This is a genomic window from Caballeronia insecticola (assembly GCF_000402035.1).
Classification (GTDB): Bacteria; Pseudomonadota; Gammaproteobacteria; order Burkholderiales; family Burkholderiaceae; genus Caballeronia; species Caballeronia insecticola.
In genome coordinates this window covers 250,203-274,514 of the sequence record NC_021287.1, presented here as the reverse complement: position 1 = coordinate 274,514, position 24,312 = coordinate 250,203, and the positions used below count along the sequence as shown (strand labels likewise).

The window sequence follows — 24,312 nt, the reverse complement described above, 5'->3', positions numbered from 1 at the left end:
AGCACAAAGTTTATTGGCAGCACTTTTTGAGAAGCCAAAAAAGGAAACACAAAAGGCTTTTCGAATAAATCGAAAAATGTAATTTCAATATGGGGAAACGCTTAGGCTGCGTGGACTTATCGACGTTATCGATTGACTTTCGCTCTTACGTAAACCATCACTAGTTGCGTCCATACGACAGTGGCGACTTTGAGACACCAGGTCCGTTTGAGAATGCTCCGATTCAGAAGCAAGACATCACGCGATTAAGATCGCGTACGCGCGATGGCATTTGCTGCCGCGCGCCTGCAATCGCCTATCGGAGCGTTCAAAGAGCGCTTCCCGGAACCTGCTCCCTGCATGAATCAACTCCAAGCGATGCGCGTCTTTCTCAAAGTCGCGGAAACCGAGTCATTCGGTCGGGCCGCTGCCGCGCTCGATCTGTCCAATGCCGTCATCACGCGCTACGTCTCGCTGCTCGAGATGCATCTCAACACGCGGTTGCTGAACCGAACCACGCGCAGTGTCTCGCTGACCGAAGCAGGAAGCGCGTATGCCGAAGGCTGCCGCGCGGTCATCGAACAGGTGGAAGCCATTGAAGCGTCGGTGGCGAACAGTGCGGTGGATCCGTCGGGCACGCTCAAGATCGTGGCATCGGCCTCTTTCTCGCTGCTCGGCCTTACGCCAATGCTGCGCGAATATCGCGGCCTGTATCCGAATGTGAAAGTGCGCCTGACGCTGCTGCACCGTCCGGTCGATCTCGTCGCGGAAGGCTTCGATGTCGGCATTGTCGTGCCGCATCTGGTCAACAGCGGCATGCTGATCAATCGTCCGTTGTTGAAAGTGGGCGCGGTGCTCGTGGCTTCGCCGGAATATCTGGCGTCGCGCACCATGCCGGTTCGTCCGGCGGCGCTCACCGCGCATGAGTTTCTCGCGCCGTCCGCCGAACTTCATGGATCGACATGGTCCTTCGTCGGACCTTCGGGTGTCGTGGAGAGCGTTGTGCTGGATCCCGCCTACACCGTGAACAGTTCGCACATGCTGCGGCAGGCGGCGGTGTCGGGCATGGGCATTGCCGTGTTGCCCGAGACTTATGTGACGCAAGACATCCAGGAAGGGGCGTTGGTTCGCCTGCTGCCGGACTACGTGCTTCAGGATGCGGGCAAGGAAGTGTCGATCGTCTACCCCGGACGCAGACATGTATCCGCCAAGACGCGCACCTTCGTGGATTTTGCGCTGGCGTATTTCCGTGATCGGGAGCCGCTCAGCCCGAAGGCCTGAAACGTCACCGACACCGATCGGCAGGATTGCGAGCCCTTCGCAATCCTTCTCAATTCTTCTAAGTCTTTTCCGATCAGACTAACGCGGCACCCTGCGACTGAATATGCTCCACGAGCTGTTCGCATCGCGCGATGAGCGCAAGTCCCTTTTGCCGACGTGCCTCGCGCGTCGTCGTTTGCAGGTCGTGCTGGCGAAAGGTTTCCAGTGCATCGAGCAGCGGCCGATATTGCAGCACACTGACCGCCCCAATGACACGATGATGCCAGTCGCGCAAGTCGTCGACCGTGCCGCATTCGAGCAATTCCCTAAGCGTGACGAGGTCGTCCTTGAACGCCGAAACGAACGCATCCAGCAACGCCTTCACGGTTGTCTCGCTGCCCCACAACTGCGCCATGGCGGCCAGATCGAGATCGTCGGGGTCTCGTGACGGCGCTGCGTCCTGAGTCGCCGACTGGGCATCGGCGTCGATTGCCGGACTCTCCGACACTCGCCACTGATTCAGATGTTCGCGCAAAGTCGCGAGCCGGGTGGGCTTGACCAGGCAGTTGTCCATGCCGGCTTCGCGGCACCGGCGCAATTCGTCTGGCGCCGTGCTCGCCGTGATGCCGAGGATCGGCAGGCGCCGTGCCGCACCGGCTTCGTCGGCGCGTATGCGGTGCGCGAGCTCGTAGCCCGTCATGTTCGGCATGTGGCAATCGGTAATCAGGAACCCGTAGCGGGTGTTGGCCAGCGCCGCCAACGCCTCCGCGCCGTCATGCACGACGTCGCAGGCGAAACCGAGCAGTGAAAGCTGGTGACGGATCAACTCCTGATTGACCGGATGATCCTCGGCCACAAGCACGAGCTTGCCGCTGTGCAATGCGGCTTCCCGGTCGGGCGCCGCCATTTTCGTTTCCGGGCCGAGCGCCACGGCTGACGCGATCTGCGGCATGCCCGTCAGCGCCGCGACACACGCCGCGCCGAGACCGTGCCATGAGATCGGATTGACGCTCACACGAATGTCGTCTTCCAGAATGCGATATCCGGTGGGCTTCGGCTTCTCGGTGACATGGATCACGCGGGAGCCCATCGGCGCCGTGTTTTTGTGCACATCGCTCAAAAAGAGGATATCGATGTCCGCAGGCACCCCGGATTGCGGGATTTCGAGCTCTACCGGTGCGCGCCGCTGCAATCGGAGGCCGAGCGCTTCGCCATAGTGAAGCAGCGCTGCGGCCACGCGATCATCCTCGATTGCGACGATGCCGCGTTTGCCCCGAAGTCCCTCGATCTGGTAGTGCAGCGTCTCGACGGGCATCGTGAGACGAACGGCCATGGCCGTTCCGGTACCGAGCGCGCTGGTCAAATCCATCGTGCCGCCCATGAGTTCCACGAGCCGATTGCAGATCGTGAGTCCAAGCCCCGTGCCGCCGAAACGCCGCGTGGTGGACGTCTCCGCCTGCACGAACGGCTCGAACAGGCTGTCCTGGGCCTCGGGCGCAATGCCGATGCCGGTATCCTTCACGCACAGTTCGATGACCTGCTCCGACGCGCGCTGCTCGACCACCTGCACGTTGAGCGCAATTTCGCCGTTGATCGTGAACTTGATGGCGTTGCTCATCAAGTTGAAGAGGATCTGCCGGAGGCGCACGCTGTCGCCTCTGACGGATGCGGCCACGTCCGGTCCGACATCCACACGCACGCGAAGACCCTTTTCGTGCGCGCGCGTTGCGAGCAGGCCGACCGAGTTATCCACGAGTTCGCGAAGATCGATCGGTCTGGATTCGATCGCGAGTCTTCCCGCCTCGATCTTCGAGTAATCGAGCAGATCGTCCAGAATTTGCAGCAGCGCGCTCGCGGAATCCTGAATCATGCCAAGCATTTGCGACTGATCCGGATTCAGCGACGTGTTTTCGAGCACCTCGACAAGCCCCAGCACGCCATTCATAGGAGTGCGAATTTCATGGCTCATCATGGCGAGGAAGTCGTCTTTGGCACGCGAGGCCGCTTGGGCCGTATCACGCGCCCGGGCGAGTTCCTCGGCGCGCGCGTGCTCGACGCTGGCATCGCCCCAGTAGCCGCTCCACACCACCGCGCCGTCGCTCTCGCCGTGCGCGACGAGATTGGCTCGAATCCAGCGCGGAACGCCGTCGACCATCGAGCGGAATTCCGTGTGCAACGGTTCGAGCGAGCGCGCCGAAGATTCGATTTCTCGCACCAGACGCGCGCTGTCCTCCGCATGGACGTGCGTCAGCAAATGAATGGGATTGTCGGTCAGGGCCACGAAGTCGAGGCCGAGCAACTGACGTGTATCGCCTTCGATATAAGGAAGGCTGTAGATGCCGTCGCTCGCGCGGCGCAATTGAAAGACGACCGCGGGCAATGACCGCGTGACGGCGTGAAGACGCCGTTCCGTTTGCCGGGCGCGGGTTTCTGCGTCGCGTATGTCGGTGATGTCGATCATCGTGCCGACCACGCCCGCCCGCTCACCGTTCGAGGCGGTAAAGGCGCCTGTCCAGAAGAGACCGCACCGCAGCGTGTTCCGTTCGTCGCGGAATTCGGCTTCAAGCTCCTGCCGCTCGCCGGTCGCCAACGTTCGGCGCGTGAGATCGTGCAGTATCCGGCTGTGCTCCGTGCCCCACGCCGCCCCCTCGAGGCTCGTGCGGCCGATGATCGCGTCGCGCCGCACGCCGAGCGTTTCTTCGAAGGCACGATTGACCGCGATATAACGGTTGTCCATGTCCTTGGCGATGAGCGGATACGGCACCACTTCCATCATCGTCTGCTGAAAGCTGAGTTGCGTGGCGAGTTGCGTTTCCGTCTCGATTCGTTTCGCGACCTCCCGTTGCAGAAGCACGAGCGCGCGCAGCGTCACGAGCAGGACAGCAACCACGGCGATCAGCAAAGGAAGCAGGCGCACGCCGACGAGGCTCCAGCCCGGCTCCACCGCGTAGCAGCACAGAGGCGCAGTCAGACAGGCGAGCAACACGAAACGCGCGAGCGACGATTTCAATTCGAATCTCCGAGAAGCGGCTGACAATCACGGCAGCAAAAAGGCCGTCCTTCAGCCTTCCGCGTCGAGTGCGGACCCATTCAGTGTGACCCGCCTCGCATCCAGTTCGAATCAGAAGCGTCCTAAATAATCTGAGGCGAATGCAAACGGCCGCTCTCCCTCAGATCAAACCGAGTTGCCGCATGAAATCGACGAGTTCGGTCTCCGTTTCGAGGCCAAGCTTGCGCATGCCGCTTCGACGCTGTGTCGCGATCGTCTTGCGGCTGCGGCCGAAATGGGCGGCGATTTCGTGAACCAGCATGCCGCGCGCATAGAGCTGAAAGACCTCCCACTCACGCCGGCTCAACACACCGGCCCGCGCCGGCGAGGTGTTCGGCAATTGGCGCAATGCCTCCTCGACGCGCGGCGAAAGAAAACGGTCGCCGACGTCGGCCTGGGCGATTGCCTGACTCAGGCAAGTGAGCCCGTCGCGCTTGTCGATAAGGCCGTCCAACCCGATCTGAACGAGCCCCGCGAGCATGCGCGGCTGCGAAATCATGGTCAGAACGATAATTTTCGGACGCTCCTGCTCCCACGTCAGACGCTTGAGAAATCCGATCGAGTTGCTTTCTCCGTCTATGCCTCGCATGCCGATATCGGAAAAGAGGTAGTCGCACGGTGTTGAATCGAGCGCCTCCGCCAACTCGGTTGTGTCGCGGGCAGTGGCGACGACCTCAATCTGCCCCTCCTTTTCCAGAAAATCCTGAATGCCCTTGATTACGATCGGATGGTCGTCCGCCACGATTGCTCGCACTGGCGTTGCTGTTGTTCTCATTTTTTGTTGGTTGTACTGAACAATTTTTTGCGAGGATCGATCGTTAAGAATTGCATCAACTTCGATATCCTGCGCCGGCCTCGATTAACAGCGCGCGTCCCCGCGCCGCAAGCGGCCGTTAAATCAAGCCTCTATCTGCTATGAAACGATACAAATCCGCGTCGGTGGAAAGATCCAGCTTTCTCATAGCGGCGCATTTCTGCGCACTAATTGTTTTGACACTGCGCTCGAGCTCCTTGGCGATTTCAGTGACATTCGCCCCTTTCGCATATCGCTCGATAACTTCGAGTTCACGGCCCGTGAGTTTCTGGCGAATGAAACGCGCGTGGCTTTCGGCATCGGCGAGCGCCAGCGTACGACGCACCGCAGGACCCAGATAGGGTTCGTTGGCAATGACCGAAACAATCGCGACGTAAATCAGATCAAGACGATCTTCCTTGCTTAAAAACGCATGTGCACCGGCTTCGAGCACGCGCTTGACGAGCGCGGCGTCGTCATTGCGCGAAAGGACGACCAGATGCACTCCCGGATGATGATCCGACAGATACTGGATCATTTCGACGCCGTCTCCGTGTCTCCCGCCGGGCATGAAAAGATCGACGATCGCTACGTCGCAACCGCCGCGCGCAAGCGAGGCGTCGAGCTGAGTCGAATTGGTGCTGCGACTTACAATTTCCACATTAGGAAAATTTCCCACCAACCTTTCAATTGCAAGAATGACAAGCGGATGATCATCCGCGATCGCGAGTCTTATCCGATTTGCATGCGAAAACACCTGGCTCCCGTTTGCGATTTCCATTTAACCTAACCTCTTCCCTAAGCGAACTTGAATCTACTGCAAAGACCGAATCGCCAGCATCGATGATTGAAACGTTGAGATACATAAGATGCATCCGAATAAAAAAGGATGACATAAACAAATCATCCCAAACCCTGTGCGCGGACAAAAGCGAACAACGCCGGATCGTTCCTGACGCCGAGCTTGTTCATCGCATCGCGCTTCTGGCGGCTGACCGTGCGCACGTCGCGTTCGAGCTCTTTCGCGATTTCGGTAATCGAATGACCCCTCGCAAACAGCCGCACGACCTCGATCTCTCTCGGGGAGAGCGGAAGCTGCCCCGAGTTCGATTCCGCGCCCGCCTCCGCAAGCGCCGCGACGAATGATGCACTCACGTAGTGCCGGCCGACCCCCGCATGACGGACCGCGGTTGCCACCAGTTCGATGGGTTCGGCCTTGTTCACCAGCCCCATCGTGCCCGCGTTCAGAATGGACCGCAGAATCGCGACATTGCTGACACTCGTCAACACAACGACATTCAGTCGCGGGAAATCCTGCCGTACTTTGCTTATGAGACGCAGCCCGTCCTTCGCATCCCCTCCATGCTCGGGCATCGCAAAATCCGTCACGAGCACGTCGCACGGAACCCGGCGAAGTTCCGCCAGCAGCGTACTTCCGTTATTCGCTTCGCCGACCACGTCGATTGCTTCGTCGGCAGCAAACAATGCTCTCATCCCCAGGATCACGAACGGATGATCATCCGCCAACACAACTCGAAGTTTCAAAATCCCCCCGTTATATACGTTATATATTTGGTCTCGGTATCTCAGCGATTCATTTTTTGCTGCATCTGCTGATTGACTCTCTACGGCATTCGATTCACTTGGGCGAAATAGCGGCCTGCCTGACTACATCTTTGAATCAATCGATTTGAATTCCAGCAACAAAATGGATCAAATCAATGGCAAAAAACAAATAAACTAGCCATGGTTTTCGCGATGCCTGCTCCTCAAAATAAAGTGAGGATATTTAGCATTCCATAGGATTAATCCGATTGAAGCTTCGATATACCGAGTCGGTGGAATTCGATGCGACGACTCCTTGAATTTCGATGAAAGATTAATACGCGCCGACAAAAAAAGGGAGTCGACGCGCAACAATTCGGAAAACGCCTTGCCAAAATGAAAAAGACTTTGAATGCCCGTGACCGCGCTTTCGGTTAATGCGCGATTTTGTCGATGAATCGTCAAATAATTTTGTTATGACAGACTAAACGTTCGCTGCAAACTCCGCCAGACACATGGCATTCGGCAACTGTATGCTCGCCATTGCGGTGCGCATCCTTCGAACGGATTGCATTAACTGCCAAAAGTCACGCTATTTATCGGACAGGCAAAAGAAAACCCCGCACAGAGGCGGGGTTGATCGTTACGCTTCGGGGTGACGCGATGTCAGAACGGGATATCGTCGTCCATGTCGTCGAAGCCGCCGCCGGCCGGCGCGCTCGGACGGCTGGCACCACCGCTTGCGCCGCCGCCGCTCGCACGACCACCCGCAGGCGCGCGACCGCCGCCACCGGCACCGCCGCCACCAGAGCGCTCCATCGGGGCGCTGCGGCTGTAACCGCCGTCATCGCCGCCGCCCGCGCCACCGCGACCACCGAGCATCTGCATCTGATCGGCGACGATTTCCGTCGAATAGCGCTCCTGGCCCGCCTGATCGGTCCACTTGCGCGTGCGGATGCGCCCCTCGATATATACCGACGAACCTTTCTTCAAATATTCGTTCACGATCTCCGCGAGACGGCCGAAAAACGCGACGCGATGCCATTCCGTCAGTTCCTTGAACTCACCCGACGACTTGTCCTTGTAGCGGTCGGTCGTCGCGAGACGGATATTGGCCACGGCGTCGCCGCTCGGCAGGTAGCGGGTTTCCGGGTCGGCTCCCAGATTGCCCACGAGAATGACCTTGTTGACTGATGCCATGATTTCTCCGGTAGATTCCTTGCTTACTGTCAGCCGCGCGACGCCATGATGCCGATCCTGCCTGTGAGGCAAGGATTCGGCGGCGCCCCGCCGGCCATATTCAATGATTCAAAATGTGCTCAGGCCGCGCGCTCGGCCCGGCGCGGCGGCGGCTTCATCCAGGCTGCGACCAGCAGCCACGCGAATACCAGCGCCGAGCAGGAGAAGAACACCGCGCTCGGCCCGTCGAGCTTGAGCAGCCAGCCGCCGATCACCCCGCCCATGGCAAGCCCGATCGACTGCGTTGTGTTGTACACGCCCGCCGCCGCGCCCTTTCTCGTGCCCGGCGCCAGTTTCGACACCAGCGACGGCTGCGACGCCTCGAGCACGTTGAAGCCGAGAAAGTACACGAACAGAATGGCGGCCACGGACCACAGCGTATGGGGAGCGGCGCCCAATAACAACTGGCCGATCAGGATAAGCCCGATCGCACCGAGCATGACGCTCTTCATTTTTCCACGTTTTTCCGCGGCGATGATGGCCGGAACCATCATGACGAAGGCGAGCGCCATCACCGGCAGGTAGATTTTCCAGTGCGACGCGACAGGCAGGCCGCCCGCCTCGAGAATGCGTGGCACGACGAGAAACAGCGCGGTCTGCGTCGCGTGCAGCACGAGCACGCCAAAGTTCAGGCGCAGCAACTCGACGTTGTGCAGCACTTCCGCGAACGGCGCCTTCACGTGAACCGGGTGCGCCGGCGGATCGGGCACGACCCACAGCACGACGCCCACCGCGACGATCGACAGCGCGCCGATCACCGTGAACAGCCCGCTCATGCCGACCCAGTGGAAGACGATCGGCGCGCCGACGATCGCCACCGCGAACGACACGCCGATGCTGCCGCCGACAATCGCCATCGCTTTGGTGCGGTTTTCCTCGTGCGTTAGGTCCGCGATGAACGCGATCACCGCCGACGACACCGCGCCCATGCCCTGAATCACGCGCCCGGCGATGATCCACGCCATCGAGTGACCGATCGCCGCGACGAAGCTGCCGAGCGCGAACACCAGGAGCCCGAACGCGATGACCGGCTTGCGCCCGAATTTGTCGGAGATCCATCCGTAGAAGATATAGAGCATCGACTGCGTGACGCCGTACGCGCCGAGCGCGATGCCGACGAGCAGCACGTTGTCGCCGCCGGGGATCGTTTTCGCGTAGATCGAAAACACCGGCATGATCATGAAGAGTCCGAGCATGCGCAGCGCGAAGATGGCGGCGAGCGACACGGTCGCGCGCAACTCCGGCGCGGAGAGACGTGTTGACGTGGCAGACGGATTGGACATCAGAAACGGAGAAGGATGGAGTCGCGGGATGGAGTCGCGTCTGGCCCGGCCTGCAGCCAAGCCAGGCGCGGCCGCCTTGTTCTTGCTCGAAACGGCACTATATGGAACGTACGGCTTGCATGGCGTCGGCCTGACGGGATATGCCGGCCGCACGCAGGAGGTCCGCGGCCAGCAAGTCCCCGCGCCGGCCGAATGACCATGATTGACGCACGATCGACGCGCATCCGGCCTTGGGAGCCCGGGCGCCGCGCCCTTTAAAAGTCGTTATAGTAGCAGGTTTGGCCCCCTCACTTTCCGCCAAACGCCGCCAGCATGGCCGCTCGCGGCGGCGGGAACGCAGCGGAAACACAGCGGAAACAGCGGCCAAGAACGACCGCAAACACCCGAAAGAACCCCGCCGGAACACACTCGTGGAAGAAATTCGCATTCGTGGGGCTCGTACCCACAATCTGAAGAATGTCAGTCTCGACTTACCGCGCCACAAGCTGATCGTGATCACCGGGCTGTCCGGGTCGGGTAAGTCGTCGCTTGCATTCGACACGCTTTACGCGGAAGGTCAGCGGCGTTACGTCGAAAGTCTCTCGGCTTACGCGCGGCAGTTCCTGCAGTTGATGGAAAAGCCCGACGTCGATCTGATCGAAGGTTTGTCGCCCGCCATTTCGATCGAACAGAAAGCGACGTCGCACAATCCGCGCTCGACGGTCGGCACGGTCACGGAAATCCACGACTATCTGCGTCTGCTGTACGCGCGCGTCGGCACGCCGTATTGCCCCGATCACCTGATTCCGCTCGAAGCGCAAAGCGTCTCCCAAATGGTCGATGCCGCGCTCGCGTTGCCCGAGGAAACCAAGCTGATGATCCTCGCGCCGGTCGTGGCCGACCGCAAGGGCGAGCACGTCGAACTCTTCGAGGAAATGCAGGCGCAGGGTTTCATTCGCTTTCGTATCCGGTCGGGCGGCGGCACGGCGAACGAGGGCGTCGCGAAAATCTATGAAGTCGATTCGCTGCCGAAGCTCAAGAAAACCGACAAGCACACGATCGATGTGGTGATCGACCGGCTGAAAGTGCGGCCGGACATGAAGCAGCGTCTCGCGGAATCGTTCGAAACCGCGTTGCGTCTCGCCGACGGCCGCGCGATCGCGCTCGAAATGGACACCGAGCGCGAAAAGCTCTTTAGCTCGAAGTTTGCGTGCCCGATCTGCTCGTACTCGCTGCCGGAACTGGAGCCGCGCCTTTTCTCGTTCAACAACCCGATGGGCGCGTGCCCGGAATGCGACGGCCTCGGCCAGATCACGTTCTTCGATCCGAAACGCGTGGTGGCGCATCCGTCGCTGTCGCTCGCGGCGGGCGCGGTGAAAGGCTGGGACCGTCGCAATCAGTTTTATTTCCAGATGCTGCAAAGTCTCGCGGCGTTCTACGAGTTCGACATCGACGAAGCATTCGAAGATCTGCCCGAGAAAGTCCGCAAGATGCTGCTGTACGGTTCGGGCAAGCAGGCGATCCCGTTTTCGTACATCAACGAACGCGGCCGCGCATCGGTGCGCGAGCATGCGTTCGAGGGCATCATCCCGAATCTGGAGCGGCGCTACCGCGAGACGGATTCGGCCGCGGTGCGCGAAGAACTGGCCAAATACCAGAACAATCAGCCCTGCCCGGCCTGCGAAGGCACGCGTCTGCGGCGCGAGGCGCGCTTCGTGCGAGTGGGTTCAGGCGACGACGCACGCGGCATCTACGAAATCAGCGGCTGGCCGCTGCGCGACGCGCTCGGCTATTTCCAGACGCTGCGTCTCGAAGGCGCGAAGGGCGAGATCGCGGACAAGGTGGTCAAGGAAATCGTCGCGCGGCTCTCGTTCCTGAATAACGTCGGGCTGGATTATCTTTCGCTCGAACGCAGCGCGGAGACGCTTTCCGGCGGCGAGGCGCAGCGCATCCGGCTTGCGTCGCAGATCGGTTCGGGGCTGACGGGCGTGATGTACGTGCTCGACGAACCGTCCATCGGCCTGCATCAGCGCGACAACGACCGGCTGATCGGCACGCTCAAGCATTTGCGCGATATCGGCAATTCGGTGATCGTCGTCGAGCACGACGAGGACATGATCCGCATGGCGGACTACGTCGTCGACATGGGGCCGGGTGCGGGCGTGCACGGCGGCGTGATTGTCGCGCAAGGCACGCCGGTGCAGGTGCAGAAAGACGCGAACTCGATCACCGGACAGTATCTGTCCGGCAAACGGTCGATCAGCTATCCGGGCGAGCGCACCGCGCCGGACGAGCGCCGCCTGCGCATCGTCGAGGCGTATGGCAACAATTTGAAGCGCGTGACGCTGGATCTGCCCGTCGGACTGCTGACCTGCGTAACGGGCGTGTCCGGCTCGGGCAAGTCGACGCTCATCAACGACACGCTCCAGCATGCGGTCGCGCAGCATCTGTACGGCTCGTCGACGGAGCCGGCGCCGTATGAATCGATCGAAGGTCTCGAACACTTCGACAAAGTGATCGCCGTCGATCAGTCACCGATCGGCCGCACGCCGCGCTCGAATCCTGCCACTTATACGGGCCTGTTCACGCCCATCCGCGAACTGTTCGCAGGCGTGCCGGGCGCGAAAGAACGCGGCTACGATCCGGGCCGTTTCTCGTTCAACGTCAAGGGCGGCCGCTGCGAGGCCTGTCAGGGTGACGGCGTGCTGAAGGTGGAAATGCACTTTCTACCCGACGTCTACGTGCCCTGCGACGTCTGCCACGGCAAGCGCTACAACCGCGAGACGCTCGAAATCCAGTACAAGGGCAAGAACATCAGCGAAGTGCTCGACCTGACCGTGGAAGCCGCGCACGAGTTTTTCAAGCCGGTTCCGGTGGTCGCGCGCAAGCTGAAGACCTTGCTGGACGTGGGTCTCGGCTATATCCGGCTTGGCCAGTCGGCCACCACGCTGTCGGGCGGCGAAGCGCAGCGCGTCAAGCTTTCGCTGGAACTGAGCAAGCGCGACACCGGTCGGACACTGTATATCCTCGACGAACCCACGACCGGATTGCACTTTCATGACATCGCGCTGCTGCTCGAAGTGATCCATCGGCTGCGAGATCAGGGCAACACGGTCGTGATCATCGAGCATAATCTCGACGTAATCAAAACCGCCGACTGGGTGATCGATCTCGGTCCGGAAGGCGGTGCGGGCGGCGGACAGATCATCGCCCAGGGGACGCCGGAACAGGTCGCGAAGTCGAAAGCGAGTTTCACGGGCAGATATCTGGCACCTTTGCTGCAACGGCCCAAGTCAGCGGCCTGACGTGGCGCGGCGGAACACGGTGCGGGGATGTCACCGGGGTTTCGCCGAAGTATTGCATTCGTCGCCGTACAAACCCGCCGCACGGCCCACGCGGCGGCACGAATAATCGTTGTACGCAGCAGGGAAAAGGAACGCAGTCATGGCGAAGCGCAACGAAGCGGCCAACGAGGAGGCGCGGGTTCGGGATCTGCCCACTCGCCACGTCAGGCTGACGAGCGACATGAGCATGCCGAAGTTGTCGGCGGTCGAAATCGGCAGCTATATCCTTGCCGTTCTGGCGCTGTACCTCACGCTCAGACTGCAACTGCTCGGCGGGCTGCTCGCCGGCATGCTGGTGTTCCAGCTGGTTCACATGATCGCGCCGGTGATCGAGCGTCATGTCGTGAGCCGCGGCGCGCGGCTGATCGCGGTCGGGTTGATTTCGGCGGTCATCGTCGGCGGGCTGACGGCGGCGACCATCGCCACCATCGACCATTTCGAGCGGGATTTTCCGAGTCTGCAAAAACTGCTCGATCAGTTGATGAGCATCACATCGAGCGCGCGTCTGTCGGTGCCGAACTGGATCGCGAATTATCTGCCGGTCGATTCGATTCAGATGAAGGACAAAGCCACCGAACTGATGCACCGGCACGCCGAGATGCTCCAGCAAGGCGGCAAGGAAATGGCGCGCGGCTTCGGGCATGTCGTGATCGGCATGGTGATCGGCGCGATCATCGCGGTCAGCGCGCCGCGGCAGTCGAATCATCGCCTGCCGCTGTCCACGGCGCTCGTCGCGCGCGTGTCGCGTTTCGCCGATGCCTTCCGGCGCATCGTGTTCGCGCAGATCAAGATTTCGGCGATCAACGCGGTCTTCACGGCGCTGTATTTGCTTGTCGCGCTGCCGCTCTTTCACGAACGGCTGCCGCTCTCCAAGACGCTCGTGCTAATCACGTTCATCGTCGGCCTGATGCCGGTGATCGGCAATCTGATCTCGAATACGATCATTGTCGGGATATCGCTGTCGGTGTCGTTCGGCACGGCGGTCGCGTCACTCGCGTTCCTCATTCTCATCCACAAGCTGGAGTATTTCCTCAACGCGCGCATCATCGGCGGGCAGATCGAGGCGCGCGCGTGGGAACTGCTGCTTGCCATGCTCGCGATGGAAGCCGCGTTCGGCATTCCGGGCGTGATCGCCGCGCCAATCTTTTATGCGTATATCAAGCGCGAACTGATTTATCTGCGCATGGTTTGAATTCGCGCGTCATTCGCGCGCCACAAAAGACAAAGCCCGCCGAGACGTCCGGCGGGCTTTGTTTTTAAACATACCGAAAAATCAGCGAAACACGACTGTCTTGTGTCCATTCAGCAGAATGCGATGCTCCGCGTGCCACTTCACCGCACGCGCGAGCGTCACGCATTCGACGTCGCGGCCAATTGCCGTAAGCTGCTCCGGCGTCATGTTGTGGTCCACGCGTTCCACTTCCTGCTCGATGATCGGGCCTTCGTCGAGATCCGACGTCACGTAGTGCGCGGTCGCGCCGATCAGCTTCACGCCGCGATCGAACGCCTGATAGTACGGCTTCGCGCCCTTGAAGCTCGGCAGGAACGAGTGGTGAATATTGATCGCGCGGCCGGAAAGCTTCTCGCACATGTCCGCCGAAAGAATCTGCATGTAGCGCGCGAGCACGACGAGATCGGTGTCGTGCTGATCGACGATTTCCATCACGCGCGCTTCCTGCGCGGCCTTCGCCTCGGGCGTGGCTTTCTGAAGCGGCAGATGATGGAACGGGATGTCGTAGCCCGCGGCGAGCTGATAAAAATCCTTGTGATTCGAGATGATCGCCGGAATCTCGATCTGCAACTGGCCGGTGCGATAGCGGAACAGCAGATCGTTCAGGCAGTGCCCGATCTTCGACACCATGATGACGACGCGCGGCTTCACCGATGCATCGTGCAACTCCCAGCGCATGCCGAATTCATCGGCGAGATCGGCAAAGGATTTGCGCAGCGCGTCGAGTCCGGGATCGCCGCCGACCTGCTGGAAATGCACGCGCATGAAGAATTCGCCGGTGCGGCTGTCGCCGAACTGCGCCGAATCGAGAATATTGGCGCCGAGGCTGAACAGGAAGCCGGACACGGCATGCACGATTCCCGGACGATCCGGGCACGACAACTTCAGATAAAAGCTATGTTCGGTCGACATGACCTACCTCGTTCGTTTGATTCTTTGAGTGTCAGCGTTGCGGCGGTTCGTAGAGTTCGGCGATGCCTTCGCACGCGCTTTCGTCGATCCACTGGCGGCGCAGCATGCAGTCGAGCGTCGCGAGACTGGCATCGACGGTGAGCTTGCCTTCCTCGATCCAGCGCGCGACTTCCTCGATGCGCGCAAGCCGGTGCTCGCCCACTTCGCCATCCTGATTGCGCGGCGCGAAATCGGGCGGAAGCGACACGTCGTAGACGAAGATTTGCTCGGCCTGCGTGCCTTCAGGAAGCGATTGCAGCACATGAAACGTGCGCCCGCGTTCGGCGGTGAGCGCCAGTTCCGCGCTCATGCCGGCCTCTTCCCAGCATTCCTTCACGAGCGTCGGCATCAGTTCGAAGCCCCAGCCGATGCCGCCCGCCACGATGTTGTCGAGCATGCCGGGATCGGTCGCCTTGGTGTCGCTGCGGCGCGCGATCCAGAGCTGCGGCGCCTGATCCGCATATTTTACGATGCCGTTCAGATGCACCGCGTACGTCATCGTGCCGAAGAAACGCGACGCCGCGCGCTCGATGAACGCGAGCGGCGCGGCGTCGAAGTCGTTGCGGATCGCGTAGGTCTCGTCGCGCCAGCCGGGGATCCTGCCCTCGGCGTAAAGCGCGCCGATGACCGCGCCGAGCGCCGCGCTGCGGGCGTTCACATCGGCAAGCGTCGCGTGCAGGCGCACCGCTGTGTCGATCTCGAACACGTCCGGCCAGCGGCGCAACGCGTTCACGTCGGCATGACGAATCCAGCCGACGCGTTCATCGCCGATAAAGAACGGCGCGTGTGCGGCCGCGTCGAAGCGGCGTGCGGAAACGATGGCGGGCAAAGTCATGCGGCCGCCTCAGTCGCGCAACGCGACACGAATGCCCAGCGCGATGAACGTCACGCCCGCGAGCCGGTCGAGCCAGACGCCGACGCGCGGACGGCGCTTGAGCCACACGCCGATGATCCCCGCGCCGATGCCGAACAACGAAAACACGACGACCGTTTGCAGCATAAACACGCCGCCCAGTTCGAACATCTGCAGCATCACGCTTTGAGCGCCGTGCGGATCGACGAACTGCGGCAGGAACACGATGAAGAACAGCGTCACTTTCGGGTTCAGCATGTTACCGATCACGCTCTGGCGAAACACGGTGGAAAGCGGCTGGCTCGGGCGTTCGTGCGCGGTCGCGAGACCCTGGCTGCGCAACGCCTTGATGCCGATCCACACGAGATACGCCGCGCCCGCGAGCTTCACCGCCTCAAACGCGACCGGCGACGAACGCAGCAAAGCCGCGACGCCGAGCGCGGCGAGCGTCGTGTGAAAGATCACGCCGCACGCGAAGCCGAGCGCCGCGACCACGCCGGCGAGCCGTCCTTGCGAGATGCCGCGCGCGAGCACCTGAAGATTGTCGGGGCCGGGCGCGACCGTGATCGCCACCGATGCCGCGAGAAAAAGCAGTAAGTTGGGCATCTCAATGTCCGCCGAATTCGCACACGGTATAAAGCGGCACGCCGTTGTCGCGCAAGAGCTTCGAGCCGCCGAGATCGGGCAGATCGATGATCGCCGCCGCTTCCACCACATGCGCGCCGAGCCGCTCCAGCAGGATCTTGCCCGCCATCATCGTGCCGCCGGTCGCGACGAGATCGTCGACGATCACCACGCGGTCGCCCGGCTTGCACGCGTCCTCATGAATCTCGACAGTCGCGCTGCCGTATTCCAGGTCGTACGACTGCGACAGCGTCTTGTACGGCAGCTTGCCCTTCTTGCGGATCGGCACGAAACCGAGACTCAGCTCGTACGCGAGAATCGGCCCGATGATGAAACCGCGCGCATCCATGCCGGCGATCACGTCGATGTTCTCGTCGATATAACGCTGCACGAACAGGTCCATGAGCGTGCGCAGCGCGCGGCGGTCCTGCAGGACGGGCGTGATATCGCGAAACTGCACGCCGGCCTGCGGCCAGTCGTCGACGGTGCGCACGCGCTCCTTGATGAAACGCGCGGCATCGAGCGCGGCGTTCGAAGGGATGAGGGACATGACTTCTCCGGAGTCTGCGCTATGAGGCCGCGCTCGCCATCTGACAAAAAGAAGAAACTACGCCGCCCGGCGATTGCGCGAGAGCCGTTCCTCGGCTTGCGCCAGCACTTCGGGCAGACCGCGCAACACGACGATATCGTTCGCGCGCAGCTTGGTTTCGGGGTCGGGTTCGACGCCCCGGATGCCGTGGCGCCGGATCGCGGTCACCTCGACTCCATTGCCGACGAGCCCGAGATCGTCGAGCGAATGCCCGACCGCGTCCGAATTCTCGTCGATCGGTACGGATTGTAGCCGCACCTGCTCGTGGCCATCGTCATCGTCGTCGTCGTCGGCGCCGCGGAAATAGCCGCGCAACAAGCTGTAGCGCGCGTCGCGCATTTCCTCGACGCGCCGCACGACGCGCCGCATCGGCACGCCCATCAGCACGAGCGTGTGCGACGCGAGCATCAGGCTGCCCTCGACGATCTCCGGAATCACTTCGGTGGCGCCAGCCGCGGTGAGCTTTTCGAGATCGGCGTCGTCGACGGTGCGCACGATCACCGGCAAGGTCGGCGCGAGCTCGTGGATGTTATGCAGCACGCGCATCGCCGAGGGCGTGTTGGCATAGGTGATCGCGACCGTCGCCGCGCGATGCAGACCCGCCGCGAGCAGCGATTCGCGCCGCCCCGCGTCGCCGAACACGACCGATTCGCCCGCCGCCGCCGCCGCCGCGACGCGATCCGGATCCAGATCGAGCGCGACGTAGGAAATGCCCTCCTGTTCCAGCATGCGCGCGAGATTCTGCCCGGCGCGGCCGTAGCCGCAAATGATCACGTGGCCGCTCTGCTTGAGACTTTGCGTCGCGATCTTCGTCATTTGCAGCGATTGCAGCATCCATTCCGTCGACGACAGCCGCAGCACGATGCGATCCGCGTTCTGGATGATGAACGGCGCGGCGAGCATCGACAGCAGCATGGCGGCGAGGATCGCCTGGAGGATGGTCGAGTCGACGAGATGCGAATCCAGAATCAGATTCAGCAGCACGAAGCCGAACTCGCCCGCCTGTGCGAGACCAAGGCCGGTACGCATGGCGACGCCCTGCGGCGAGCCGAACACTCGCGCGAGCGCCGTGATCATGACGGCCTTAAGCAGAATCGGCACGATGAAAAAACCGAGCACCAGAAACGGATGCTCCCAGATCACGCGCGGATTCAGCAGCATGCCGGTCGTCACGAAGAACAGACCGAGCAGCACGTCGCGGAACGGCTTGATGTCCTCTTCCACCTGATGCCGGTACGGCGTCTCGGCGATCAGCATGCCGGCGATGAACGCGCCGAGCGCAAGCGACAGCCCGAACTTGTCGGTGATGAACGCCGCGCCCAGCGTGACGAGCAGCAGGTTCAGCATGAACAGTTCTTGCGAACGACGCCGCGCGACGAGATCGAACCAGCGCGTCATGAACTTCTGGCCGAGGAACAGCAGCACCGTCAGCGCGACGACGATCTTCACCGCCGCGATGCCGAGCCACATTGCGAGTTGCGACGATTTGCCGTTGGCGAACGCCGCGATGATGATCAGCAGCGGCACGACCGCCAGATCCTGGAACAGCAGCACGCCGAAGATGTTGCGCCCGTGCTCGGATTCGAGTTCGAGCCGTTCCGCGAGGAGTTTGCTGACGATCGCCGTCGACGACATCGACAGCGCGCCGCCGAGCGCGAAGCTCGCCTGCCACGACATGCCGACCCAGAAATTGGCGATCCAGCCGAAGATCATTGCCAGCGCGATGGTCGCGGCAACCTGGCAACCGCCCAGGCCGAACACGATGCGCCGCATCGAACGTAGTTTCGAGAGCGAGAATTCGAGCCCGATGGAGAACATCAGGAACACGACGCCGAATTCGGCGAGATGCTGCGCACGGTCCGTATCTGGCGCAATACCCGCTGCGTGCGGGCCAACAATGATGCCTACCGTCAGATAACCGAGCATCGGCGGCAGATTGAAGTACCGAAATACGACGACGCCCGCCACCGAACACAACAGTAGCAACAGCGTCATTTCGAGCGGAGATATCATCCGTCTAGCGTCCTCGTCGGCAGCGTGCCGCAGTGCGTCATTCGGCGCGCGGCGGTGTCGTGGAAAAGCCCCAGATTCCAGGGCTCGCGGGGGCGGATAGGCGGCGGCGCGCCGCGCACCGTGCGGCGCGGCTCAGAATCGCCTTTGCTATACTCCGCGCATGATAGCGAAAATCAATGGCGACCGGGCACTGGCGCTGGCTCGCAACGTAATCCAGATCGAAGCCGACGCCGTTCGCGGTCTCACCGAACTCCTCGACGACAACTTCACCCGCGCGGTCGACATCCTGCTCGGGTGCCGCGGTCGCGTGGTCGTTTCGGGCATCGGCAAGTCGGGACACGTCGCCCGCAAGTTCGCGGCGACCCTCGCCAGCACCGGCACGCCCGCGTTTTTCGTGCATCCGGCGGAGGCGAGCCACGGCGACCTCGGCATGGTCACCGCCGACGACATCTTCATCGCGCTGTCGAACTCGGGCGAAACCGAGGAGCTCGTCGCCATTTTGCCGCTGATCAAGCGGCTCGGCGCAAAGCTGATCGCGATCACCGGCCGGCCCGACTCCAGTCTCGCGCAACTGGCGGATATGCATTTGAACGTGCGGGTCGAAAAGGAAGCGTGCCCGATGAACCTCGCGCCCACGGCCAGCACGACCGCGGCGCTGGCCATGGGCGACGCGCTCGCCGTCGCCGTGCTCGACGCGCGCGGTTTCGGCCCCGAGGATTTCGCGCGCTCGCATCCGGGCGGCGCGCTCGGCCGGCGCCTGCTCACTTATGTACGCGACGTGATGCGGGTCGGCGACGAAGTGCCCGTCGTGTCGCTCGACGCCACCGTGTCCGATGCGCTTTTTCAGATCACCGACAAGCGCATGGGTATGACGGCGGTCGTCGACGAAAATCGTCATGTGCATGGCATCTTCACCGACGGCGACCTGCGCCGCATTCTGCAACGCGACGGCGATTTCCGCGCGCTCAAAATCGCCGATGTCATGACGCGTAATCCGCGCACGATCGCGCCGGACCATCTCGCGGTCGAAGCGGTGGAACTGATGGAGCGCTATCGCATCAATCAGATGCTGGTCGTGAACGCCGACGCAACGCTGACCGGCGCACTGAATATGCACGATCTGTTCTCCAAGAAGGTTATCTGATGACGCAGAAGTCCTCCCCCGCCGCGCTGCCGGCCACGGCAAGCGCCGCCGAGCGCGCGAGCCGCATCAAGCTCATGGTCTTCGACATCGACGGCGTGTTTACCGACGGCAGCCTCTATTTCACCGCCGAAGGCGACGCGATGAAGTCGTTCAATTCGCTCGATGGCCACGGCGTGAAATTGCTGCAAACGGTCGGCGTGCAGACGGCCATCATCACCGGGCGCAAGTCGGGCATTGTCGCGGCGCGCGCGAAGGAACTCGGCGTCACGCATCTTTATCAGGGCGTCGCCGACAAAACCGAGGCGCTCGCCGAACTGCTCGCCGCCACCGGCATCGCCGCGGCCGAATGCGGCTACATGGGCGACGACTGGCCCGATCTCGCTGTCATGCGGCGCTGCGGCTTCGCGGCCGCGCCGGCGAACGCTCATCCGGAAGTGATCCAGCGCGTGCACTGGGTGGCGGAAGCGCGCGGCGGCCACGGCGCGGTGCGCGAAGTGTGCGACGCGATCCTCCGCGCCCAGCATCGCTACGACGCGCTGCTCGCCGCGGCGCTCGGAGACTGACGATGGCGCGCGCCGGAAACCTGACCTCGCTGCTGCCGGTCGTCGCGATGGCCGCGCTCGCCGGCATCACGTACTGGCTGTTGCAGGCCACGCTGCCGCCGGTCCAGCAGGCGCCCGAGCAGGCCAAGCGCCACACACCCGACTACTTCGCGAACAACTTTTCCGTGTCCGAGCTCGACGCAAGCGGCACGACGCAATATCGTCTGACGGCGAAATCCATGGTGCATTACGAGGACGACGAGAACAGCGATCTCACGCTCCCCGCAATGCGCATGTTCCAGCCGCAGAAACCGACCGTCACGGCAACGGCGCTGCGCGGCACGGTCAACGGCGACGTTTCAATTGTCGATCTCTACGATGATGCGCGTATTTTGCGCGCAGCCGGCTTTGGCGATCCGCAGATGCAGGCAGATTCCCAGCATTTTCGCGTGCTGGTGAACGACGATGTCATCGAAACGGAAAAACCGGTTAGACTTCAGCGCGGTCCGTCGGTGATGACGGCCGACGGCATGAACTACAACAACGTGACCCGGCAGATGAAGCTCTTCGGTAACGTGCGCGGCTCCATCGCCGCCTCGGATATCAACGGCGGCTCATCCAAATAATCCCGGCACTCCCATCCGAATTGTGATTGCATGAACGAAAGGTTTTCTCGCCCTGATGGCGGCCAGGCGCGCGCAACGCTCGCGCACCGCGTCACGCACGCGCTGCGCTGCTCGCGGGCCGTGCTCGGCGCCGCGCTCGCGTCGCTCGTCGCGTTGACGGCGCTGCCCGCGCACGCCGAAAAGGCCGACCGCGACAAGCCGCTCAACATCGAAGCGGACAACATGTCCTACGACGATCTCAACCAGAAGAACGTCTTCACGGGCCACGTGGTCGCGACCAAAGGCACGATCGTCATCAAGGCCGACCGCGTCGACGTCACGCAGGATCCGCAGGGCTATCAGTACGCCACGGGCACCTCGACCGGCAATAATCTCTCGTACTTCCGTCAGAAGCGCGACGGCGTCGACGAATACATCGACGGCAACGCGGTGCGCATCGACTACGACGGCAAGAACGATTTCACCAAACTCACGACGCGCGCCACCGTGCGCCGCCTGCAAGGTCTCTCGACCGTGCAGGACGAAGTGCACGGCAGCGTGATCACCTACGACGGGCAGAAAGACTTCTACACGGCAACCGCCGGCAAGGATGTCGCGAGCCCCGGCAATCCGACCGGCCGCGTGCGCGCGACGCTCGCGCCCCGCTCGGGCGGCGCCGCGCCGCTGAACGGCCCGCCCGCCAAGCTGTCTCCGTCGAACACCATTCAAGGAACGCCGCAGCAGTGAATTCGCCCGCCATGCCCCACCGTAAGCCGGAAGGCCAGTCGAGCTCGCTCGTCGTCCGCAATCTGAAGAAGCGTTACGGCTCGCGTACCGTGGTGAAGGACGTCTCGCTCGACGTCAAAAGCGGTGAAGTGGTCGGCCTGCTCGGACCGAACGGCGCGGGCAAGACCACGTCGTTCTATATGATCGTCGGGCTGGTTCCGCTCGACGCCGGCGAGATCGACCTCGACGGCAAATCGATCAGCCTCTTGCCGATCCATCAACGCGCGCATCTCGGCCTGTCGTATCTGCCGCAGGAAGCGTCGGTGTTCCGCAAACTCACGGTCGAGCAGAATATTCGCGCCGTGCTCGAACTGCAGACCGACGAATCCGGCAAGCGCCTGTCGCGGGACGCCATCACCGGGCGCGCGGAAGCCCTGCTCGACGAACTGCAGATCGCACATCTGCGTGAGAATCCGGCGCTGTCGCTGTCGGGCGGCGAACGCCGTCGCGTGGAAATTGCGCGCGCGCTCGCGACGAACCCGAGCTTCATCCTGCTCGACGAACCGTTCGCGGGCGTCGATCCGATCGCCGTGCTGGAAATCCAGAAGATCGTCAAGTTCCTGAAGCAGCGCAATATCGGCGTGCTGATCACGGACCATAACGTGCGCGAGACGCTGGGTATCTGCGATCATGCGTACATCATCAGCGACGGCAGCGTGCTCGCGGCCGGCGCGCCGAGCGAGATCATCGAGAACGAAAGCGTGCGGCGCGTCTATCTCGGCGAACACTTCCGCATGTAAACGCTACCGTGCATGCGGCGCCTGTCGTGCACTTTTCGTGCGCCGCATCAAGCAACAAGCAGCAAAACTTACGTGCCGCCCTCCGGGGCGGCACGCTTCTTTTTGGATTCGCCGCGAGGTTTCGCGCGCGTGGCAAACTCTCTACAATGAAGAAAACCTTGCCATGAAAGCCAGCCTCCAACTCCGCCTCTCGCAGCATCTTGCGCTGACCCCGCAACTGCAGCAGTCCATCCGGCTGCTACAGTTGTCGACGCTCGAACTGCAGCAGGAAGTCGCGATGGCCGTCGCTCAGAATCCGCTGCTGGAAAACGAGGACGACTGGATCACGAGTCCGCTGCGCGTCGCCGCGGACGGCTCGCTCATCACGTCGCCGGGGGCGTCCAGCGCGCCGCCCGAGCCGATGATGAGCAACGGGTCCTCGTCGAGCACGTCGAGTTCCGAACGTTCGGAAAACAGCGAGCCGCAAGGTGTCGACGAGTACAACGGCATGAGCTCGGACGGCGGCACGGATTCCAGTTCATGGAATCTTGAAGACTACGGCCGCTCAAACAACGCCTCCGACGACGACGATCTCCCCCCGCTCCAAATCCACGAATCGACCACAACGCTGCGCGATCATCTGACCGCGCAGTTGCGCATGACCTCGGCGAACCAGCGCGATCGTGCGCTGATCACGTTTCTCATCGAATCGCTGGATGAAGACGGTTATCTGACGTCGTCGCTCGAGGAAGTTCAGGCCGACTTGCCCGACGAACTGGAAGTGGACGTCGATGAACTGAGCGCCGCGCTCGCGCTGCTGCAAAGCTTCGATCCACCGGGCGTGGGCGGCCGCTCGGCGTCCGAGTGCCTGAAGCTGCAACTGCTGCGGCTCGATGCCTCGCCCACGCGCACGCTTGCGCTGGATATCGTCAACAATCATCTGGAATTACTGGCCGCGCGCGATTTCACGCGTTTGCGCAAGCAACTGAAGGCCAGCGACGACTCCCTGCGAGACGCGCATGTGCTGATCAAATCGCTCGAGCCGTTTCCCGGCGCGGCCTACGGCAAGAGCGAAGCCGATTACGTGGTGCCGGACATTCTTGTGCGCAAGAGCGCCAGCGGATGGACGGCGGAGCTGAATCCGGAGATCGTGCCGAAGCTGCGCATTAACCATTTGTACGCGAACATCCTGCGCAACAATCGCGGCGATCCGGGCAGCGGTTCACTGCGCCAGCAACTGCAAGAAGCACGCTGGTTGATCAAGAATATTCAGCAGAGATTCGAAACAATCCTGCGTGTTGCGCAGGCCATTGTCGAGCGTCAAAAGAACTTTTTTGCACATGGCGAAATCGCCATGCGGCCCTTGGTTTTGCGGGAAATTGCTGATACGCTGGGTTTACACGAGTCTACGGTTTCGCGTGTAACCACGGGCAAGTACATGCTCACTCCATTCGGGACACTTGAATTTAAGTTCTTCTTTGGATCACACGTTTCAACCGACACGGGAGGCGCGGCATCGTCAACGGCGATCCGGGCCCTCATCAAGCAACTGATAGGAGCGGAAGAGCCCAAAACTCCTCTTTCAGACAGCCGCATCGCCGAACTGCTGGCGGAGCAAGGATTCGTGGTCGCGCGGCGTACTGTCGCCAAGTACCGCGAAGCCCTAAAGATCCCGGCAGTGAATCTGCGCAAGTCTCTATGACCCCGTCTCTGTAGCTCATTGCATTTTGCGATGGGCGTTTACCGGCCGCTAAGCGAAAGCGCGGACGTGCCGGCCGGTGCGA

At 61.9% G+C, this 24,312-nt stretch carries 20 protein-coding genes; 9 read left to right on the top strand and 11 right to left on the bottom strand.

Features of this window, described 5'->3' with window-relative positions; translation table 11 throughout:
* Nucleotides 1-339 precede the first annotated feature (339 nt).
* A complete protein-coding gene (locus BRPE64_RS01320; protein ID WP_044041071.1) occupies nucleotides 340-1,260 on the top strand; it encodes a LysR family transcriptional regulator in 921 nt (306 codons plus the stop codon).
* A gap of 73 nt (nucleotides 1,261-1,333) precedes the next feature.
* Here BRPE64_RS01320 and BRPE64_RS01315 read toward each other — a convergent pair whose 3' ends face one another.
* The 6 genes from BRPE64_RS01315 to BRPE64_RS01290 all read right to left on the bottom strand — a co-directional run bounded on the left by BRPE64_RS01315 (nucleotide 1,334) and on the right by BRPE64_RS01290 (nucleotide 9,148).
* Nucleotides 1,334-4,249 (bottom strand): ATP-binding protein, encoded by a 2,916-nt coding sequence (locus tag BRPE64_RS01315; protein ID WP_016344193.1) that lies wholly within the window; start codon nucleotides 4,247-4,249, stop codon nucleotides 1,334-1,336.
* A 160-nt stretch (nucleotides 4,250-4,409) separates the two neighbouring features.
* A complete protein-coding gene (locus tag BRPE64_RS01310; protein WP_016344192.1) occupies nucleotides 4,410-5,030 on the bottom strand; it encodes a response regulator transcription factor in 621 nt (206 codons plus the stop codon).
* A 151-nt stretch (nucleotides 5,031-5,181) separates the two neighbouring features.
* A complete protein-coding gene (locus tag BRPE64_RS01305; RefSeq protein WP_044041067.1) occupies nucleotides 5,182-5,862 on the bottom strand; it encodes a response regulator transcription factor in 681 nt (226 codons plus the stop codon).
* A gap of 122 nt (nucleotides 5,863-5,984) precedes the next feature.
* On the bottom strand, nucleotides 5,985-6,611 hold the full coding sequence (locus BRPE64_RS01300) for a response regulator transcription factor (protein WP_016344190.1): 627 nt from the start codon (nucleotides 6,609-6,611) through the stop codon (nucleotides 5,985-5,987).
* A 681-nt stretch (nucleotides 6,612-7,292) separates the two neighbouring features.
* Nucleotides 7,293-7,826 (bottom strand): single-stranded DNA-binding protein, encoded by a 534-nt coding sequence (locus BRPE64_RS01295; RefSeq protein ID WP_016344188.1) that lies wholly within the window; start codon nucleotides 7,824-7,826, stop codon nucleotides 7,293-7,295.
* A gap of 119 nt (nucleotides 7,827-7,945) precedes the next feature.
* On the bottom strand, nucleotides 7,946-9,148 hold the full coding sequence (locus tag BRPE64_RS01290; protein WP_016344187.1) for an MFS transporter: 1,203 nt from the start codon (nucleotides 9,146-9,148) through the stop codon (nucleotides 7,946-7,948).
* Between the two features lie 410 nt (nucleotides 9,149-9,558).
* Here BRPE64_RS01290 and uvrA point away from each other — a divergent pair, with 410 nt between their 5' ends.
* Nucleotides 9,559-12,432, top strand: a complete 2,874-nt coding sequence (uvrA, locus tag BRPE64_RS01285; protein ID WP_016344186.1) for an excinuclease ABC subunit UvrA — start codon at nucleotides 9,559-9,561, stop codon at nucleotides 12,430-12,432.
* A 139-nt stretch (nucleotides 12,433-12,571) separates the two neighbouring features.
* Nucleotides 12,572-13,663, top strand: coding sequence for an AI-2E family transporter (locus tag BRPE64_RS01280; protein WP_016344185.1), 1,092 nt, complete (start codon nucleotides 12,572-12,574; stop codon nucleotides 13,661-13,663).
* A gap of 81 nt (nucleotides 13,664-13,744) precedes the next feature.
* Here BRPE64_RS01280 and purU read toward each other — a convergent pair whose 3' ends face one another.
* The 5 genes from purU to BRPE64_RS01255 are packed head-to-tail and all read right to left on the bottom strand — an operon-like array spanning nucleotide 13,745 to nucleotide 18,732.
* Nucleotides 13,745-14,614, bottom strand: a complete 870-nt coding sequence (purU, locus tag BRPE64_RS01275) for a formyltetrahydrofolate deformylase (RefSeq protein WP_016344184.1) — start codon at nucleotides 14,612-14,614, stop codon at nucleotides 13,745-13,747.
* 31 nt (nucleotides 14,615-14,645) lie between these two features.
* Complete coding sequence (locus BRPE64_RS01270; protein ID WP_016344183.1) at nucleotides 14,646-15,488, bottom strand: NUDIX hydrolase; 843 nt, start codon at nucleotides 15,486-15,488, stop codon at nucleotides 14,646-14,648.
* Nucleotides 15,489-15,497: 9 nt separating this feature from the next.
* A complete protein-coding gene (locus tag BRPE64_RS01265; protein WP_016344182.1) occupies nucleotides 15,498-16,112 on the bottom strand; it encodes a LysE family translocator in 615 nt (204 codons plus the stop codon).
* 1 nt (nucleotide 16,113) lies between these two features.
* Entirely contained in the window at nucleotides 16,114-16,680 is a 567-nt protein-coding gene (locus BRPE64_RS01260) for an adenine phosphoribosyltransferase (protein ID WP_016344181.1), read from the bottom strand.
* Between the two features lie 57 nt (nucleotides 16,681-16,737).
* Nucleotides 16,738-18,732 carry a monovalent cation:proton antiporter family protein gene (locus tag BRPE64_RS01255; protein WP_044041065.1) on the bottom strand — a complete coding sequence of 665 codons (1,995 nt, stop codon included), beginning with the start codon at nucleotides 18,730-18,732 and terminating at the stop codon, nucleotides 16,738-16,740.
* 160 nt (nucleotides 18,733-18,892) lie between these two features.
* On the opposite strand from BRPE64_RS01255, the gene kdsD reads away from it, so the two are divergent.
* The 6 genes from kdsD (at nucleotide 18,893) to BRPE64_RS01225 (ending at nucleotide 24,230) form a co-directional block, all read left to right on the top strand.
* Nucleotides 18,893-19,876 carry an arabinose 5-phosphate isomerase KdsD gene (kdsD, locus tag BRPE64_RS01250; protein WP_016344179.1) on the top strand — a complete coding sequence of 328 codons (984 nt, stop codon included), beginning with the start codon at nucleotides 18,893-18,895 and terminating at the stop codon, nucleotides 19,874-19,876.
* The gene (locus BRPE64_RS01245; RefSeq protein ID WP_016344178.1) at nucleotides 19,876-20,439 is read left to right on the top strand and encodes a KdsC family phosphatase; all 564 of its coding nucleotides are present in this window, start codon (nucleotides 19,876-19,878) and stop codon (nucleotides 20,437-20,439) included. Before kdsD ends, BRPE64_RS01245 begins: the two co-directional genes overlap by 1 nt.
* Before the next feature lie 2 nt (nucleotides 20,440-20,441).
* Nucleotides 20,442-21,044, top strand: coding sequence for an LPS export ABC transporter periplasmic protein LptC (gene lptC / locus BRPE64_RS01240; protein ID WP_016344177.1), 603 nt, complete (start codon nucleotides 20,442-20,444; stop codon nucleotides 21,042-21,044).
* Nucleotides 21,045-21,074: 30 nt separating this feature from the next.
* Nucleotides 21,075-21,770: a lipopolysaccharide transport periplasmic protein LptA gene (lptA, locus tag BRPE64_RS01235; RefSeq protein WP_016344176.1), complete on the top strand. Its 696-nt coding sequence runs from the start codon at nucleotides 21,075-21,077 to the stop codon at nucleotides 21,768-21,770.
* 11 nt (nucleotides 21,771-21,781) lie between these two features.
* The gene (lptB, locus tag BRPE64_RS01230; RefSeq protein WP_144063301.1) at nucleotides 21,782-22,549 is read left to right on the top strand and encodes an LPS export ABC transporter ATP-binding protein; all 768 of its coding nucleotides are present in this window, start codon (nucleotides 21,782-21,784) and stop codon (nucleotides 22,547-22,549) included.
* A gap of 163 nt (nucleotides 22,550-22,712) precedes the next feature.
* On the top strand, nucleotides 22,713-24,230 hold the full coding sequence (locus BRPE64_RS01225; protein WP_044041062.1) for an RNA polymerase factor sigma-54: 1,518 nt from the start codon (nucleotides 22,713-22,715) through the stop codon (nucleotides 24,228-24,230).
* Nucleotides 24,231-24,312 lie beyond the last annotated feature (82 nt).